We start from the raw sequence: 15735 nt of genomic DNA on the forward strand, positions 1-15735 counted from the left end.
ATCACGATCACCTACGCTCGTAGGCGTGAAGCTGCCATGGAAGAAGGACGAAACGTCGGAGGATTCCGGCGAGAGCTCGGTGACCACGTACGCCGCCGACGACGCGGCCACCGAGGACTCCGCGCCGGCCAAGGGCAGCAAGACCACCCCCGGCAAGGGCCGTCCGACGCCCAAGCGTCGTGAGGCCGAGAACCGTCGCCGTGGTCCCGTCGCGCCGCCGCCGACCACCCGGTCCGAAGCGCGCGCACGCAAGAAGGAACTGAAGAACACTCTTTCCAAGGAAGAGAAGAAGCAGCTCTCCGCGGAGCGGCGCGCCAAGCGCCTCGAGCAGCGTGAGCGGATGATGGAGGGCGACGAGGCCTACCTCATGCCTCGCGACAAGGGCCCGGTCCGCCGTTACACCCGCGACCTCGTCGACGCGCGCCGCAATTTCGCCGGGCTGTTCATGCCGTTCGCGATCGTGCTGATCGTGCTGATGTTCATGGTGCCGCGGGCGGCCGCGCTCACCAACCTGATCCTCGTCGCCTTCGTCGTCCTGATGGCCGTCGACGGCGTCATCCTCGGTCGTCTCGTGAACCGCCGTGTCGCCGAACGCTATCCCGATTCACAGGACGGCGGCTTCAAGCTCGGTTGGTACGCGTTCACCCGAGCCATGCAGCTCCGGAAGATGCGTGCGCCCAAGCCGTCGGTGTCGCGCGGCGACGAAGTCTGATCAATGGCCGATCGCGCTACGCGCACACTCGTCCTGGGTGGTGTGCGTTCGGGAAAATCCGCATACGGCGAGTCGCTGCTCCGCGCGCATCGGCAGATCCGGTACCTGGCCACCGGCCCGGTCACGACGTCGGACGCCGAGTGGACGGCGCGGGTCAACACCCACCGGCAGCGTCGCGATGATCGCTACACGACCATCGAGACCACCGAGCTCGCCGACGCCTTGCGCGCGGCACCGGACATCCCGGCACTCGTCGACGACCTCGGGAGCTGGCTCACCGCCCGGATCGACGCCGTCGACGGCTGGGACTCGGGTTCGGAGATCGATCTCGACGCCGACGTGGCGGACCTCTGCGACGCGCTGCAGACGATGAACGCCGACGTGGTGCTGATCAGTTCCGAGGTGGGGCTCTCCCTGGTTCCCCCGACCCCGGCCGGCCGGCTGTTCCAGGATCTGCTGGGCACACTCAACTCCGCGGTGGCTCAGGCGTGCGACCGGGTGTCGCTCGTCGTGGCGGGCCGGGTGCTCGACCTACCGCGCGACGCGGTCGCCGACGACACCTCCGGCGCAACGGTGGCGGCAACCGCACCGGCCCCCCACCACGCCATGACTGCTCCGGTGGTCACACCAGCCCCCGTCACGCACGGACACGTTGTCGAGCCCACCCCCGTCACGACCGCCGGCGAGCTCCCCGATCCCACCGACGCCGAGGTCTTCGAACCGGTCACCCCGCCGAGCGAGGCGATCGCCTTCGAGGCCCGCGAGCGCCAGGCGACGCTCACCAAGCCGCCGGGTTCACTGGGACGCCTCGAGGAGATCGGCGTCTGGATCTCGGCGTGCCAGGGCCAGTGCCCACCCGCACCGATCACGTCGCCGAGCGTCGTCGTCTTCGCCGGCGACCACGGCGTCGCCCGCGGCGGCGTCTCGGCGTTCCCGCCCGAGGTGACCGCGCAGATGGTCGCGAACATCTCCGCCGGCGGCGCCGCGGTCAACGTGATGGCCGCACGTGTCGGCGCCTCGGTGACGGTCGTCGACATGTCCGTCGACGCCGACACCGCTCCCCACCTGTCGACGTTCAAGGTCCGTCGCAGCAGCGAGGACCTGCGTACCACCGACGCGATCACCCTCGCCGAGGCCCGCGCCGCGCTGGCCGCCGGTCGGGCCATCGCCGATCGGCTCATCGACTCGGGTAGCGACCTGCTGATCGCCGGCGAGATGGGGATCGGAAACACCACCCCGGCGACCGTCCTCATCGGTGCGCTCACCCGCCGCGAGCCGGTCGAGATCGTCGGGCGCGGAACGGGTGTCGACGACCATGGCTGGATGCGGAAAACCGCCGCGATCCGGGACGGCATGCGCCGCGCCCGCAAGGTGGTCCACGACCCGCTCGCCCTGCTCGCCGCGGTCGGCGGCGCGGACCTGACGGCCACCGCGGGATTCCTTGCCCAGGCCGCACTCCGTCGCACGCCGGTGATCCTCGACGGCGTCGTGATCACCGCGGCCGCGATGGTCGCCAACGAACTCGCGCCCGGCGCCATGCGCTGGTGGATCGCCGGACATCGCTCGGTCGAGCCCGCACACCGGATCGCGCTCGACCATCTCGACCTCGAGCCGGTCCTCGACCTCTCGATGCGACTCGGTGAGGGCAGCGGTGCGGTCCTGGCGTTGCCGGTCGTTCAGTCGGCCGCCGACATCCTCATCTCGATGGCGACCTTCGCCGAAGCCGGGGTGACCGACCGCGACGACTCAGCCGTACCCGAACCCGCCCCCGAGTCATCCTGACCGCATGACACGGCGTCGACCTGAACGCATGACACGGCCGGTTCACCGTTGATCTCGCCGTCTCGGGCGGTCCGGACCGCGCTGTGCTGGATGACCGTCCTTCCCGTCGGCACGGACACCGACCCGGACGAGACGCCGGATCGCGCGCTGGGCGGTGCGGTGATGGCCGCACTCCCCGTCGTCGGCATCGTGGTGGGTGCCGCGGCGGCTGCCCTGGCCGCCGGACTGTCGTTCACCGCCCTCCCGGCCACGCTCACCGGCATCCTCGTCGTCGTCCTGACATCGGCGCTCACCCGGGGAATGCACCTCGACGGCCTGGCCGACACCGCCGACGGGCTCGGGTGTTACGGACCGCCGGAGCGCGTCGCCGAAGTGATGCGGAGCGGGACCGTCGGCCCGTTCGGGGTGGCGACCCTCGTCCTCACACTGGGTCTGCAGACCGCCGGATTCACCGGCCTCGTGGGCGAATCCCGCTGGTATGAAATCGCTTTCGCGGTCGCGCTGGGCCGACTCGGGGCAGTCGTCGGCACCCGGACGTCGATCTCGCCCGCTCATCCGAACGGTTTCGGCGCCCTCGTCGCCGGCACCCAGCGGCTCTCGATCCCGGTGTGGTGTCTGGTCGCCGCGGTGGCGACGATCCCGATCGGACTGCGCGACAACGGGTCCGGCATCGACCTCGACCTCGTCGCGGTGGTGCAGGGACTCGTCGTCGTCCTCGTGATCGTGGTGTTCGCATGGGTTTTCACCCGGCACTGTGCGCGTCGCATGGGCGGACTGAACGGCGACGTCCTGGGCGCGACCATCGAACTCGGTGTCGCGCTCGCCGTGGTCGGTCTGCTCGTCTAGACCCGCACACAACAGTTCTGGCGCCACGATCCGCCGATCGTGACGCCAGAATGTCTGTGCCGCAGGAGATCCCTGGGACTCAGGCCCGGTACAACTCCGTCATCCACCCGTGGGTGTCGGCGAAGGTGCCACGCTGGATACCCGTGAGGGTGTCGCGCAGGGCCTGGGTGACCTCACCGGTCTCACCGTTGTTGATCGTGTAGTCCTCGCCCACGCCCTTGACGCGGCCCACCGGGGTGATCACCGCGGCGGTGCCACAGGCGAAGACCTCGGTGATGTCACCCGAGGCGACGCCCTTGCGGAGTTCCTCGGTGGTGATCTTGCGCTCCTCGACCGCGAAGCCGGCGTCGGTGGCCAGCGTCAGCAGCGACGACCGGGTGATGCCCGGCAGCAGCGAACCCGACAGTTCCGGGGTCACGAGGCGTGCATCGGCACCGGAGCCGAACACGAAGAACAGGTTCATTCCGCCCATCTCCTCGATGTAGCGGCGCTCGATGGCGTCGAGCCAGACGACCTGATCGCAGCCCTGCTCGGAGGCCTGACGCTGCGCGAGGAAGGCCGCGGCGTAGTTGCCGCCGCACTTGGCGAAGCCGGTGCCACCGGGAGCTGCGCGCACGTATTCGGCGGACAGCCACACGCTGACGGGCTTGATGCCGCCCGAGAAGTACGCACCGGCCGGCGAGGCGATGACGGAGTAGATGTACTGCGACGAGGGCGCGTTGACACCCAGGCCTGCCTGCGAGGCGAACATGAACGGACGCAGGTAGAGCGCCTCCTCGCCACCTGACGGGGGAACCCACTCGTGGTCGGCGGCGAGCAGCGCCTCGAGCGAGGCGATGAAGTCCTCGACGGGCAGCGCCGGCATCGCCAGACGCTCGGCGCTGAGCTGCAGTCGCGCCGCGTTGGCCTCCGGGCGGAACGCGGCGATCGAACCGTCGGGCTGCCGGTAGGCCTTGAGACCCTCGAAGACCTCTTGACCGTAGTGCAGGACCATCGCCGAGGGATCGAGCGCGATCGGACCGTACGGACGTACCTGCGCGTTGTGCCAGCCCTTGTCCGCGTCGTAGTCGACCATCACCATGTTGTCGGTGAAGTAGCGGCCGAATCCCGGGGCGGAGAGGATCTCCGCGCGACGGCTGTCCGACACCGGATGGGGATGCTCGGTACGGTTGAACTCCAAGGTCATGCGGCCCATGGTACCGCTGGCCGCAAAAGCATTATCGAGCCCGTCCGCGAGGCGTGAGACGGCCCACGGAGCAGCGTCACACCGCCGGGGTCACACGTGGGAGGGCACGAACGGCGGGATGACGACCTCGCACGTGAGATCACGCCCCCGCACGTCGACGATCACCTGATCGCCCTTGGCGACGCCCGACGCGGTGTCCAGCAAGGCCAGCGCGATGCCCTGCTTGAGGGTCGGCGAGAACGTCCCGGACGTGCACACGCCGATCGCGTTGTCCCCCAACCGGACCGCGCAGTCGGCGCGCGGCACGCCGCGGCCGGTGGCCTTGAGTCCGTAGAGCCGACGCGCCGGGCCGGCCTCCTTCTCGGCGACCAGGGCATCGCGCCCGAAGAACGACGGCTTGTCCCAGCCGACCGCCCAGCTCGAACGCGCCTGCACCGGGGTGATCTCCGGGCTCAGTTCGTGACCGTGGAGGGCGTAACCCATCTCGGTGCGCAGGGTGTCACGGGCACCGAGGCCGGCGGGCTGTCCACCGGCCTCGGTGATCGCCTCGAGCAACACGTCGAAGACGGCGCCGGCGTCGTCCCACCGCGGCAGTAGCTCGTAACCGCGTTCCCCGGTGTACCCGGTGCGGCACACGCGGACCGGCTTGTTCCCGTCCGCCGTCGACAGCTCGGCGTCGACGAAGGCCATGTACTCCATGTCGGCGGGCAGGCCCAGTGCGGTGAGGACCTCCGGCGAGCGCGGACCCTGCACCGCGAACACCGCGAGGTCGCGGTGCTGGTCGGTGATCGAGATCTGTTCGGGCGCAACGGCGGACATCTGTGCCACGACGGCCGCAGTGTTCGCGGCGTTGGGGACCAGAAACACCTCGTCGTCGCTCACGAGGTAGGCGATCAGGTCGTCGACGACGCCACCGGAGGAGTTGCAGCACAACGTGTACTGCGCCTTGCCGGGAACGATCTTGCCGAGATCGTTGGTGAGGGTGGAGTTCACGAACTCGGCGGCGCCGGGTCCCGCCACCAGCGCCTTGCCGAGATGGCTGACGTCGAAGATCGCCACGGCCTCACGCACCGCGGTGTGTTCGGCGACGGTGCCCGCGTAGGACACCGGCATGTTCCAGCCGCCGAACTCGGCGAAACTCGCACCGAGTGCGGCATGACGGTCGGCGATGGGTCCGGCGAGGAGTTCACTCATGGGCCATACGCTATCGGGCCACGCACGCCGACCGGAGCGGTCCCGCGGTCGCCGCCGACATGCGGCGCGCTGTGGCAGAGTTGAGCGGGTGAGCAAGAACGACACCGTCGACCGCGTGCGCGGCCCCGAATTCGACCTGTCCACCTCGATCGGCAAGGGCGACACCGCCCTGGTCATCGGCCTGATCAGTGCGCCGGAGGGCGACGAGAAGGCCGGCGGCAAGGAGGAGTCCACCGCCGAACCGACGCTCGCCATCGGTGACGGCGTCCTCGACGACGCGCAGGCAGTCGCGATCACCGCGGCCCTGACCGCACTCGGGGCCACCGGTTCGCACGGCGAGGTGACCCGCCTGGCGGCACCCGAGTCGCTGCCGGTCGACCTCGTCGTCGCGGTCGGTCTCGGGGACGCCGACGATCTCGACGACGCCGACCAGGTCCGTCAGGCCGCGGGCATCGTCGCCCGCGAACTCGACGGCCTCGAGTCGGTCGCGACCACCCTGTCGTCGGTGGACCTCGCCGCCGCCGCCGAAGGCCTGTTCCTCGGCGCCTACCGGTTCGACGAGTTCCGCTCCGAGTCGTCGAAGCCGAAGAAGACTCCGCCGCAACGCATCACATTGCTGGTCGAGTCGAAGTCCAAGGAGGCCAGGGCGGAGCTCGACCGCGCGATCGCGGTCGCCGACTCCGTGGCCATCGCCCGCGACTTCGTCAACACCCCGCCCAGCCACCTCTTCCCCGAGGAGTTCGCGGCCCGCGCCCGCACCCTCGGCAGCAAAGCCGGCCTGAAGGTTGAGATCCTCGACGACAAGGAACTCGAGGCGCAGGGTTACGGCGGGATCATCGGTGTCGGCAAGGGCTCCGCGCGCCTTCCGCGCCTGGTGCGGCTGACCCACACCGGCAAGAAGCCGGCCAAGAAGGTCGCCCTCGTCGGCAAGGGGATCACCTTCGACACCGGCGGCATCTCCATCAAGCCCGCCGCGAACATGGACCAGATGACCTCGGACATGGGCGGGGCCGCTGCGGTCATCGCCGCGACCATCCTGGCCGCCCGCCTCGACCTCGACGTCTCGGTCACCGCGACCGTGCCGATGGCCGAGAACATGCCGTCGGCCACCGCCCAGCGTCCCGGTGACGTGCTGACCCAGTACGGCGGACGCACGGTCGAGGTCCTCAACACCGACGCCGAGGGCCGGCTGATCCTGGCCGACGCGATCGTGCGCGCGGCCGAGGACGACCCCGACTACCTCATCGACACCGCGACGCTGACCGGTGCGCAGATGGTCGCGCTCGGCACCCGCACCCCGGGCGTCATGGGCACCGACGAGTTCCGCGATCGGGTGGCCGCACGGTCGGCCGAGGTCGGCGAGAACGCCTGGGCGATGCCGTTGCCCGCCGAACTGCGTGCCGACCTCAAATCCCGTGTCGCCGATCTGGCCAACATCACCCCGCATCGCTGGGGCGGGATGCTCGCCGCGGGCATCTTCCTCAAGGAGTTCGTGCCGGAGGATGTCCAGTGGGCCCACATCGACATCGCGGGACCGGCGTTCAACACCGGCAGCCCGTGGGGCTACACCACCAAGGGCGGCACGGGCGTACCCGTCCGGACCATCGCCGCCGTGCTCGAGGACATCGCGGCCAACGGCTGACATGACCGGCATCCCACGCTTGAGAATCGTTACCGCCGAGTACGAGCCGAATCCAGTCGGCGACGCGGCGTACGGGTAGGGTGATCCGCGGGGATGAGTGGCTGACCCGCCCCTCATCTCGGCGGTCCCCTGACCGCTTCCCACCCCCGTGCCCACGGAGCACACACCGACGGGCCACATCCACAGACCACCACGTCGAGTTCAGGAGTTCACAACGATGGCCTTCTCCGTCCAGATGCCCGCCCTTGGTGAAAGTGTCACCGAGGGGACAGTCACCCGGTGGCTGAAGGAGGAAGGCGACACCGTCGAGGCCGACGAGCCCTTGCTGGAGGTGTCGACCGACAAGGTCGACACCGAGATCCCGGCTCCGACCGCGGGCGTGCTGACGAAGATCATCGCCCAGGAGGACGATGTCGTCGAGGTCGGTGGTGAACTCGCACTGATCGGCGACGCCGACGAGGCCGGCTCCGACGATTCCGGCTCCGACGATTCCGCGGGGGGCGACGAACCCACCGACGCTGCCCCCGAGCCCGAGCCCGAGCAGGCCGCCGAGGAGCCCTCCACCGAAGAAGAGGCGCCGGCCGAGAAGCCCACCGCCGACACCGGTTCGGGTTCGGCGGAAGGCACCGACGTGCTGATGCCCGAACTCGGCGAGTCCGTCACCGAGGGCACGGTGACCAACTGGCTGAAGGCCGTCGGTGACGAGGTCGCCGCCGACGAACCGCTGCTGGAGGTCTCCACCGATAAGGTCGACACCGAGATCCCCTCCCCGGTTGCCGGCACCCTGCTCGAGATCCTCGCCCAGGAGGACGACGTCGTCGAGGTCGGCGGCAAGCTGGCGGTCATCGGTGACGCCTCGGCGGCCCCGGCGAAGAAGGAGCCCGAGCCGGAACCCGAACCGGAGCCGGAGCCGGAGCCCGAGGCCAAGTCGGAGCCGAAGGAAGAACCCAAGGCAGAGCCGAAGGAAGAACCCAAGGCGGAGCCGAAGCAAGAGCCCAAGGCAGAGGCCCCCGCGAAGTCGGCCCCGCCGACCGTCGAGTCGACCCCGTACGTGACCCCGCTGGTGCGCAAGCTGGCCGCGGAGAACGACATCGACCTGAACTCGATCAAGGGCACCGGGGTCGGCGGCCGCATCCGCAAGCAGGATGTGCTGGCCGCCGCCGAGGCCGCCAAGAAGCCGGCCGCCGCGCCGGAGAAGAAGGCCGAGCCGGCCGCCGCCGAGGCTGCGCCGTCGGCATCGCCGGAGATCCGACCCGAGCTCGCCGAGCTGCGCGGGACCACCCAGAAGATCAACCGCATCCGTCAGATCACCGCCAAGAAGACCCGCGAGTCGCTGCAGCAGAGCGCTCAGCTCACTCAGGTCTTCGAGGTCGACATGAGCAAGATCGTCGGCCTGCGCAAGGCGGCCAAGGACAACTTCAAGGCTTCCGAGGGTGTCAACCTCACCTTCCTGCCGTTCATCGCCAAGGCCGTCGTCGAGGCGCTGAAGGTCCACCCGAACGTCAACGCGTCGATCGACGAGGACGCCAAGGAGATCACCTACTACGACAAGGTGCACCTCGGCATCGCCGTCGACACCCCGCAGGGTCTGCTGTCGCCGGTCATCCACAACGCCGATGACCTGTCGGTGGCCGGTCTCGCCCGCGCCATCGCCGACATCGCTTCCCGTGCACGCTCCAACGGCCTCAAGCCCGACGAGCTCGCCGGCGGCACCTTCACCATCACCAACATCGGCAGCCAGGGCGCCCTGTTCGACACCCCGATCCTGGTCCCGCCGCAGGCGGCGATGCTGGGCACCGGCGCGATCGTCAAGCGTCCGGTCGTCATCACCGGGGAGGACGGCTCGGAGTCGATCGCGGTGCGGTCGATGTCGTACCTGCCGCTGACCTACGATCACCGTCTCATCGACGGCGCCGACGCGGGCCGTTTCCTCACCACGGTGAAGAAGCGCCTCGAAGAGGCCTCGTTCGCCGCGGACCTCGGTCTCTAGGTACACGACGACGTCGAGGCGATCGATGCGCATAGCCGTCGCAGGTTCACAGGGGCTCATCGGAAACGCCCTGGTCAACTCGCTGCGCGCGGCGGGCCACACGGTCATCCGTCTGGTCCGCCGCGAGGCACTCGCCGATGACGAGTTCAGTTGGGATCCCGAGACCATCGGGATGCCCGCCGAGAGTCTCGACGGCGTCGACGCGGTCGTCTCGCTCGGCGGGGTCGGCGTCGGCAACGGTCGATGGACCGGGCGGTTCAAGCAGGAGTTGCGCAACTCCCGCATCACGCCGACCGAAGTACTCGCCGAGGCCGTGCGCGACCTGGGCATCCCGACGTTCATCAGCGCCAGCGCCACCGGTTTCTACGGTGACACCGGGACCCGGGCGGCGGTCGAAACCGATGGTCCCGGTGAGGGATTCCTCGCCGGGCTGGTCGTCGACTGGGAGCGCGCCGCCACCGCCAACGCGGGCCCCGACACCCGGGTCGTCCTGCTGCGGACCGCGCCGGTCCTCAGCGCGCAGGGTGGTCTGCTCGGCAAGTTGCGGCCGCTGTTCAAGCTCGGGCTGGGCGGTCCGATCGGCAACGGCAAGCAGTACTTCTCCTGGATCAGCCTCATCGACGAGGTCAGGGCGATCGAGTTCCTCCTCGACTCCCCCGGCATCGCCGGCCCGGTCAACCTGAGTGCTCCGGGATCCCTGCCGTTCGGCGAGTTCTGCAAGGCCCTCGGCAAGGCCGTGCACCGTCCCGCGGTACTGCAGGTGCCCGAATTCGTGGCACGCCGCGTCGGTGGTGAGATGGCGGAGGAAATGATTCTGTTCAGTCAACGCGTTGAACCCCGCGTGCTCACCGAACACGGATTCACGTTCAACCATCCCGAGATCCGCCAGGCCCTGACCTACGCGATGAAGCCGGCGACATGACCCACCGTTCCGTCCGCGCCGACTCGGCTCCGATCGAGGTCCGGCGCCTGGGCATCGTCGACTACCGTGCGGCCTACGAGATGCAGCACCGTCTGGCGACCGAGCGCGCCGACGGCACGCTCGACCACGACGTGCTCCTCCTGCTCGAACACCCGTCGACCTACACGGCCGGCAAACGCACCGAGGACGCCGACCGGCCCACGAACGGCGCGCCGGTCATCGACGTCGACCGCGGTGGGCGCATCACCTGGCACGGACCGGGACAGCTCGTCGGCTACCCGATCGTGAAGCTGGCGGAGCCGCTCGACGTCGTCGAATACGTGCGGCGCCTCGAGAGTGCCCTCATCTCCGTGTGCGCCGACCTCGGGGTCACCACCGGGCGCGTCGAGGGACGATCCGGAGTCTGGATCGACGACGACGCGGGTGAACGCAAGCTCGGCCAGATCGGCATCCGCGTGGCGCGCGGGGTCGCGCTGCACGGGTTCGCCCTCAACGTCGATCCCGACATGTCCGCCTTCGAGGCCATCGTGCCGTGCGGGATCGCCGACGCGGGCGTCACCTCGCTGGCCCGTGAACTGGCACAACCGCTTTCGGTCGCGTCCCTTCTCGACGCCACCGCGACCGCGGTTCTGACTGCCCTGGACACCCCGCGGGAGGCCGACCCGACGGCAACCGAAGCCGCCACGACCGCGAGCGTAGGATCGGTCCGGTGACCGCGTCCCCTCTCACCCCCGGACCCGGTGCCCCCGACGCCACACCCCCGGCCTCGGCCACCGCACCGGAGACCACCGCTCCCACCTCACCGGCTCCCGAAGGCCGCAAACTTCTGCGACTCGAGGTGCGCAACGCGCAGACCCCGATCGAGCGCAAGCCCAGCTGGATCAAGACCCGCGCGACGATGGGCCCTGAGTTCACCGGACTCAAGGGACTCGTGAAGCGCGAGGGCCTGCACACGGTCTGCGAAGAGGCCGGTTGCCCCAACATCTACGAATGCTGGGAAGACCGCGAGGCCACCTTCCTCATCGGGGGTGAGCAGTGCACCCGACGCTGCGACTTCTGCCAGATCGACACCGGCAAGCCCGCCGAACTCGACCGCGACGAGCCGCGTCGCGTCGCCGAGAGCGTCCAGGCCATGGGCCTGCGCTACTCGACGATCACCGGCGTCGCCCGCGACGACCTGCCCGACGAGGGCGCCTGGCTCTACGCCGAGACCGTCCGCGCCATCCACCGGCTCAACCCGGGCACCGGCGTCGAGAACCTGATCCCGGATTTCCACGCCAAGCCCGACCTGCTGGCCGAGGTCTTCGAGGCCCGGCCGGAAGTGTTGGCGCACAACCTCGAGACGGTGCCCCGCATCTTCAAGCGCATCCGTCCGGCGTTCCGGTACGAACGCTCCCTCGAGGTCATCACCGCCGCCCGGGATTTCGGCCTGGTGACCAAGTCGAACCTGATCCTCGGCATGGGCGAGACGCCGCAGGAGGTGCAGTCGGCCATCGTCGACCTGCATGAGGCCGGTTGCGACATCCTGACGATCACCCAGTATCTGCGTCCCTCGCCGCGACACCATCCCGTCGAGCGGTGGGTCAAGCCGGAGGAGTTCGTCGACCACTCCGAGTTCGCCCAGGAGGTCGGGTTCGCCGGGGTCATGGCCGGTCCGCTGGTGCGGTCGTCCTACCGTGCCGGTCGGCTGTACGCGCAGGCCATGGCTCACCACGGCCGCGAGATCTCGCCCGCCCTGGCGCACCTCGCCGCCGAAGGTTCGGCCAGCCAGGAGGCGTCGAGCCTGATGGCACGGCTCGCCCGCTGACGCATTCGTAGCCGCGCCCGCCGACCATGCGGCAGGTCGCCCGACGACCGGACGTAAACTGGCCATATGGCAAAGGCGCAGTCCGTGAGCAAGGAAGCAAAGGCCGCGAAGAAGCAGGCCCGCAAGGCTGCATCGAAGGAACGGCGCCAGCAGTTGTGGCAGGCGTTCCAGATGCAGCGCAAGGAAGACAAGCGACTCATCCCCTACATGGTGGGTGTGATCGTGCTGTCCATCGCGGTGTTCACGGCACTCGGCTTCCTGCTGGGCTCGCCGTGGCTGCTCATCCCGCTCGGCGTCGTGCTGGGCGTGCTGGGCGCGTTCATCCTGTTCGGCCGTCGCGTGCAGAAGAACGTCTACACCAAGGCCGAGGGCCAGCCCGGTGCCGCCGGGTGGGCGCTGAGCAACATGCGGGGTCAGTGGCGCGTGGCCCAGGCCGTGTCGGGTACCTCGCACCTCGACGCCGTGCACCGCGTGATCGGCAAGCCGGGCGTGATCCTCGTCGGTGAGGGCTCCCCGACTCGCGTGAAGTCGCTGCTGAACCAGGAGAAGAAGAAGGCCGCGCGTGTCGTCGGAGACACCCCGATCTACGAGATCATGGTCGGTAACGACGACGGTCAGGTCCCGCTGTCGAAGCTGGAACGCCACCTCAACAAGCTGCCCAGCAACATCGACCGCAAGCGCATGGAGACCCTCGAGGGTCGTCTCGCCGCACTCAGCAGCAAGGCTCCCGGTCCCGGCATGCCGAAGGGCCCGCTGCCCGGGAACGCGAAGATGAAGAGCATGCAGCGCACCGCGCGTCGTCGCGGCTGACCGACTGCGCAAACCCACCCTTTATGGAGAGATCCACCACCGATCGGGTGGTGGATCTTTCCATTGGTGGTGGTTCTGCGGGGTGGGGCTCAGCGTGTGCGGAGGATCGCCGTCCCGGTCGCGCGATCGTGCAGGGCGCGACCGTTGTAGTCGTTGATCAGGGCCGGCACGAGGAACACCATCAGCAGCTGCCGGAAGAAGGCGCGCACGATGCCGACGGCGGCGGGGCTCTCCTTGCCGGTGGCCTCGGCGGTGTTCCGTTCGGGCCCGTAGTCGACGCGGGCCACGCGCATTCCGAGGACGTACTGGCCGGGGGTGAATCCGAAGAGTGACACCGCGAAGATGCCCATCACGAACCAGATGCCGAGCTGAGTGGTGCCCAGGATCGACGAATCGAAGCCGACGAACAGGATCGCGAGCCCGCCGGCGATCAGCCAGTCGACGAGCAACCCGGCCACGCGCGGCCATCCGGTGGCCAGCGACCCGGGTCCGGACGCGGGCAGACCGAGGTCCTGACCGCGGAAATCATTGTCGACGCCTTCGCCGGGACCGATCTGCGGTCCCGACAGCCAGGAACCGGTGACTCGTCCCATCGTGATGACTCCTCTCGCGACCGCGGCGTCATCGTCGACGACCGCGGCGTTCACTGGTGTCCATCGTAGTCGTGGGCGTCACCCCTTCGGTCTTCCCCGGTCGTCCCAGCGGGCTAGGGTGGGATTCGCCGAGTGCGTTCTCCGAGGTATGAGCCGTGTGTCGCCAAGAACACCGGGTGTGTAACACGGGGGAAACACGGACTTGACGCCTGGGCAACTTCGCCTCCATACGGTTGCCGCTGAGATCCGCTGCTGTTTCTCGGCGGCGGATGTGTGTGGCGTGTCAGTACCACTGACCACCCGATCACGAAGGAGTCACCGCACGGTGTACAGCAGTAAAGAAGAACTACTCGAGGGCATCAAGAAGGAAGGTGTCGAGTACGTCGACATCCGATTCTGCGACCTGCCCGGTGTCATGCAGCACTTCTCGATCCCCGCTTCGGCGTTCGACGAGGACGTGTTCGAGGACGGTCTGGCATTCGACGGTTCGTCGGTGCGCGGCTTCCAGTCGATCAACGAGTCGGACATGATGCTGCTGCCCGACCCGGCCACCGCGCGGATCGACCCGTTCCGCAAGGCGAAGACGATGAACGTCAGCTTCTTCGTCCACGACCCGTTCACCCGCGAGGCCTACAGCCGCGACCCGCGTAACGTCGCGCGCAAGGCCGAGGACTACCTTGCCTCGACCGGCATCGCCGACACCTGCTTCTTCGGTGCCGAAGCCGAGTTCTACATCTTCGATTCGGTGTCCTTCGGTTCGGAGATGAACGGCACCTTCTACGAGATCGAGTCGGAGTCGGGCTGGTGGAACACCGCCTCGCCGAGCGACCCGGACGGCAGCCCCAACCTGGGCTACAAGGTCCGCCCCAAGGGTGGTTACTTCCCGGTTGCTCCGTACGACCACTACGTCGACCTGCGCGACGAGATGTCGACCAACCTGACCAACTCGGGCTTCGAGCTCGAGCGCGGCCATCACGAGGTCGGTACCGCGGGCCAGGCGGAGATCAACTACAAGTTCAACACGCTGCTCCACGCGGCCGATGACGTGCAGCTGTTCAAGTACATCATCAAGAACACCGCATGGCAGAACGGCAAGTCGGTCACCTTCATGCCGAAGCCGCTCTTCGGTGACAATGGCTCGGGCATGCACGCCCACCAGTCGCTGTGGAAGGACGGCAAGCCGCTGTTCCACGACGAGGCCGGCTACGCAGGCCTGTCGGATCTGGCTCGCTACTACATCGGCGGCATCCTGCACCACGCGCCGTCGTTGCTGGCGTTCACCAACCCGACGGTCAACTCCTACAAGCGTCTGGTCCCGGGTTACGAGGCCCCGATCAACCTGGTCTACAGCCAGCGCAACCGTTCGGCCTGTGTGCGTATCCCGATCACCGGCAACAACCCGAAGGCCAAGCGCCTCGAGTTCCGCTGCCCGGACAGCTCGGGTAACCCGTATCTGGCGTTCGCTGCGATGATGATGGCCGGCCTGGACGGCATCAAGAACAAGATCGAGCCGCACGAGCCGGTCGACAAGGACCTCTACGAGCTCCCGCCGGAGGAGGCCAAGTCGATCCCGCAGGCCCCGACCTCGCTGTCTGCCGTCATCGACCGCCTCGAGGAGGACCACGAGTACCTCACCGCCGGTGGCGTCTTCACCGAGGACCTCATCGAGACCTGGATCGCGCTCAAGCGTGAGAACGAGATCGAGCCGGTGCAGATCCGTCCGCACCCGTACGAGTTCTCGCTCTACTACGACTGCTGATCCGGGCAATCGCCTACGACCGCCCCGTCCGCGTTCTCGCGGGCGGGGCGTTCGTCGTCCAGAGCCATCGCGGCGATGTCTCTACTGCGACACGGCGCCGGTTCGCGCCCGGGGTAGCCCGCCTGGGATCGCGGTGACGTCTCGTCCTCCACGATCCCCCTGCCACCCACCGCGAGGTAGTAAAACGTTTCGTTGCCGTGAACTGAACATCCGCTTATGTGATCTGCCGCACAAATGTGACCTCTTGCTCTGCCAAGCCACACTGTCCGGCCTTAATTTGGTCGTATGACCAGAGATGTTTATGTCGAAGATCTTGTCCCCGGGGACCGCATCAGCCTCGAAGGCACCCCGCGCGTGGTTCGCACCACCAGCCGCCTCGACGACAATCAGTTGCGCATCGAACTGGTCAAGGGCCGCGACGACCTCCACGAGGTCGTGCTGGATCGCACCGTCAAGCTCCAGGTGAACTAGAACCCCGACCGAGCTGTCCTG

Annotated in this window: 14 protein-coding genes; 11 read left to right on the forward strand and 3 right to left on the reverse strand. The window is 68.4% G+C overall.

Going from position 1 to position 15735, the window contains the following annotated elements; translation table 11 throughout:
- The first annotated feature begins 25 nt into the window (after positions 1 to 25).
- Genes IHQ52_RS18625 through IHQ52_RS18635 form a run of 3 tightly spaced genes read left to right on the forward strand, consistent with a single transcriptional unit; the run spans position 26 to position 3340 of the window.
- Positions 26 to 712 (forward strand): DUF3043 domain-containing protein, encoded by a 687-nt coding sequence (locus IHQ52_RS18625; RefSeq protein WP_006434948.1) that lies wholly within the window; start codon positions 26 to 28, stop codon positions 710 to 712.
- Between the two features lie 3 nt (positions 713 to 715).
- Positions 716 to 2494, forward strand: coding sequence for a nicotinate-nucleotide--dimethylbenzimidazole phosphoribosyltransferase (cobT, locus tag IHQ52_RS18630; RefSeq protein ID WP_006434947.1), 1779 nt, complete (start codon positions 716 to 718; stop codon positions 2492 to 2494).
- Positions 2495 to 2542: 48 nt separating this feature from the next.
- Positions 2543 to 3340 carry an adenosylcobinamide-GDP ribazoletransferase gene (locus tag IHQ52_RS18635; RefSeq protein WP_006434946.1) on the forward strand — a complete coding sequence of 266 codons (798 nt, stop codon included), beginning with the start codon at positions 2543 to 2545 and terminating at the stop codon, positions 3338 to 3340.
- 79 nt (positions 3341 to 3419) lie between these two features.
- Here the strand turns inward: IHQ52_RS18635 and IHQ52_RS18640 are convergent, their stop codons facing one another.
- Both IHQ52_RS18640 and gcvT read right to left on the reverse strand, forming a co-directional pair.
- On the reverse strand, positions 3420 to 4526 hold the full coding sequence (locus tag IHQ52_RS18640; protein ID WP_024500421.1) for a branched-chain amino acid aminotransferase: 1107 nt from the start codon (positions 4524 to 4526) through the stop codon (positions 3420 to 3422).
- A gap of 90 nt (positions 4527 to 4616) precedes the next feature.
- On the reverse strand, positions 4617 to 5720 hold the full coding sequence (gene gcvT, locus IHQ52_RS18645; protein WP_006434944.1) for a glycine cleavage system aminomethyltransferase GcvT: 1104 nt from the start codon (positions 5718 to 5720) through the stop codon (positions 4617 to 4619).
- Positions 5721 to 5808: 88 nt separating this feature from the next.
- On the opposite strand from gcvT, the gene IHQ52_RS18650 reads away from it, so the two are divergent.
- From IHQ52_RS18650 to IHQ52_RS18675, 6 genes are all read left to right on the forward strand, one after another.
- Entirely contained in the window at positions 5809 to 7362 is a 1554-nt protein-coding gene (locus tag IHQ52_RS18650) for a leucyl aminopeptidase (RefSeq protein ID WP_006434943.1), read from the forward strand.
- A gap of 217 nt (positions 7363 to 7579) precedes the next feature.
- Entirely contained in the window at positions 7580 to 9352 is a 1773-nt protein-coding gene (sucB, locus tag IHQ52_RS18655; protein WP_096274112.1) for a 2-oxoglutarate dehydrogenase, E2 component, dihydrolipoamide succinyltransferase, read from the forward strand.
- A 25-nt stretch (positions 9353 to 9377) separates the two neighbouring features.
- The gene (locus tag IHQ52_RS18660) at positions 9378 to 10274 is read left to right on the forward strand and encodes a TIGR01777 family oxidoreductase (RefSeq protein ID WP_096274114.1); all 897 of its coding nucleotides are present in this window, start codon (positions 9378 to 9380) and stop codon (positions 10272 to 10274) included.
- The gene (gene lipB / locus IHQ52_RS18665; protein ID WP_096274117.1) at positions 10271 to 10987 is read left to right on the forward strand and encodes a lipoyl(octanoyl) transferase LipB; all 717 of its coding nucleotides are present in this window, start codon (positions 10271 to 10273) and stop codon (positions 10985 to 10987) included. Before IHQ52_RS18660 ends, lipB begins: the two co-directional genes overlap by 4 nt.
- Positions 10984 to 12081 carry a lipoyl synthase gene (gene lipA / locus IHQ52_RS18670; RefSeq protein WP_096274119.1) on the forward strand — a complete coding sequence of 366 codons (1098 nt, stop codon included), beginning with the start codon at positions 10984 to 10986 and terminating at the stop codon, positions 12079 to 12081. The genes lipB and lipA overlap by 4 nt, the downstream gene beginning before the upstream one ends.
- Before the next feature lie 66 nt (positions 12082 to 12147).
- Positions 12148 to 12891: a DUF4191 domain-containing protein gene (locus tag IHQ52_RS18675; RefSeq protein WP_096274121.1), complete on the forward strand. Its 744-nt coding sequence runs from the start codon at positions 12148 to 12150 to the stop codon at positions 12889 to 12891.
- A gap of 89 nt (positions 12892 to 12980) precedes the next feature.
- Here the strand turns inward: IHQ52_RS18675 and IHQ52_RS18680 are convergent, their stop codons facing one another.
- Positions 12981 to 13484 (reverse strand): RDD family protein, encoded by a 504-nt coding sequence (locus IHQ52_RS18680; protein ID WP_096274970.1) that lies wholly within the window; start codon positions 13482 to 13484, stop codon positions 12981 to 12983.
- A 325-nt stretch (positions 13485 to 13809) separates the two neighbouring features.
- Between IHQ52_RS18680 and glnA the strand changes: the two genes are divergently transcribed.
- Positions 13810 to 15243 (forward strand): type I glutamate--ammonia ligase, encoded by a 1434-nt coding sequence (gene glnA, locus IHQ52_RS18685; protein WP_096274123.1) that lies wholly within the window; start codon positions 13810 to 13812, stop codon positions 15241 to 15243.
- Positions 15244 to 15528: 285 nt separating this feature from the next.
- Entirely contained in the window at positions 15529 to 15714 is a 186-nt protein-coding gene (locus IHQ52_RS18690) for a hypothetical protein (protein ID WP_006434935.1), read from the forward strand.
- Positions 15715 to 15735 lie beyond the last annotated feature (21 nt).

It is taken from the genome of Gordonia amicalis, from assembly GCF_022059885.1.
Taxonomy (GTDB): Bacteria; Actinomycetota; Actinomycetes; order Mycobacteriales; family Mycobacteriaceae; genus Gordonia; species Gordonia amicalis.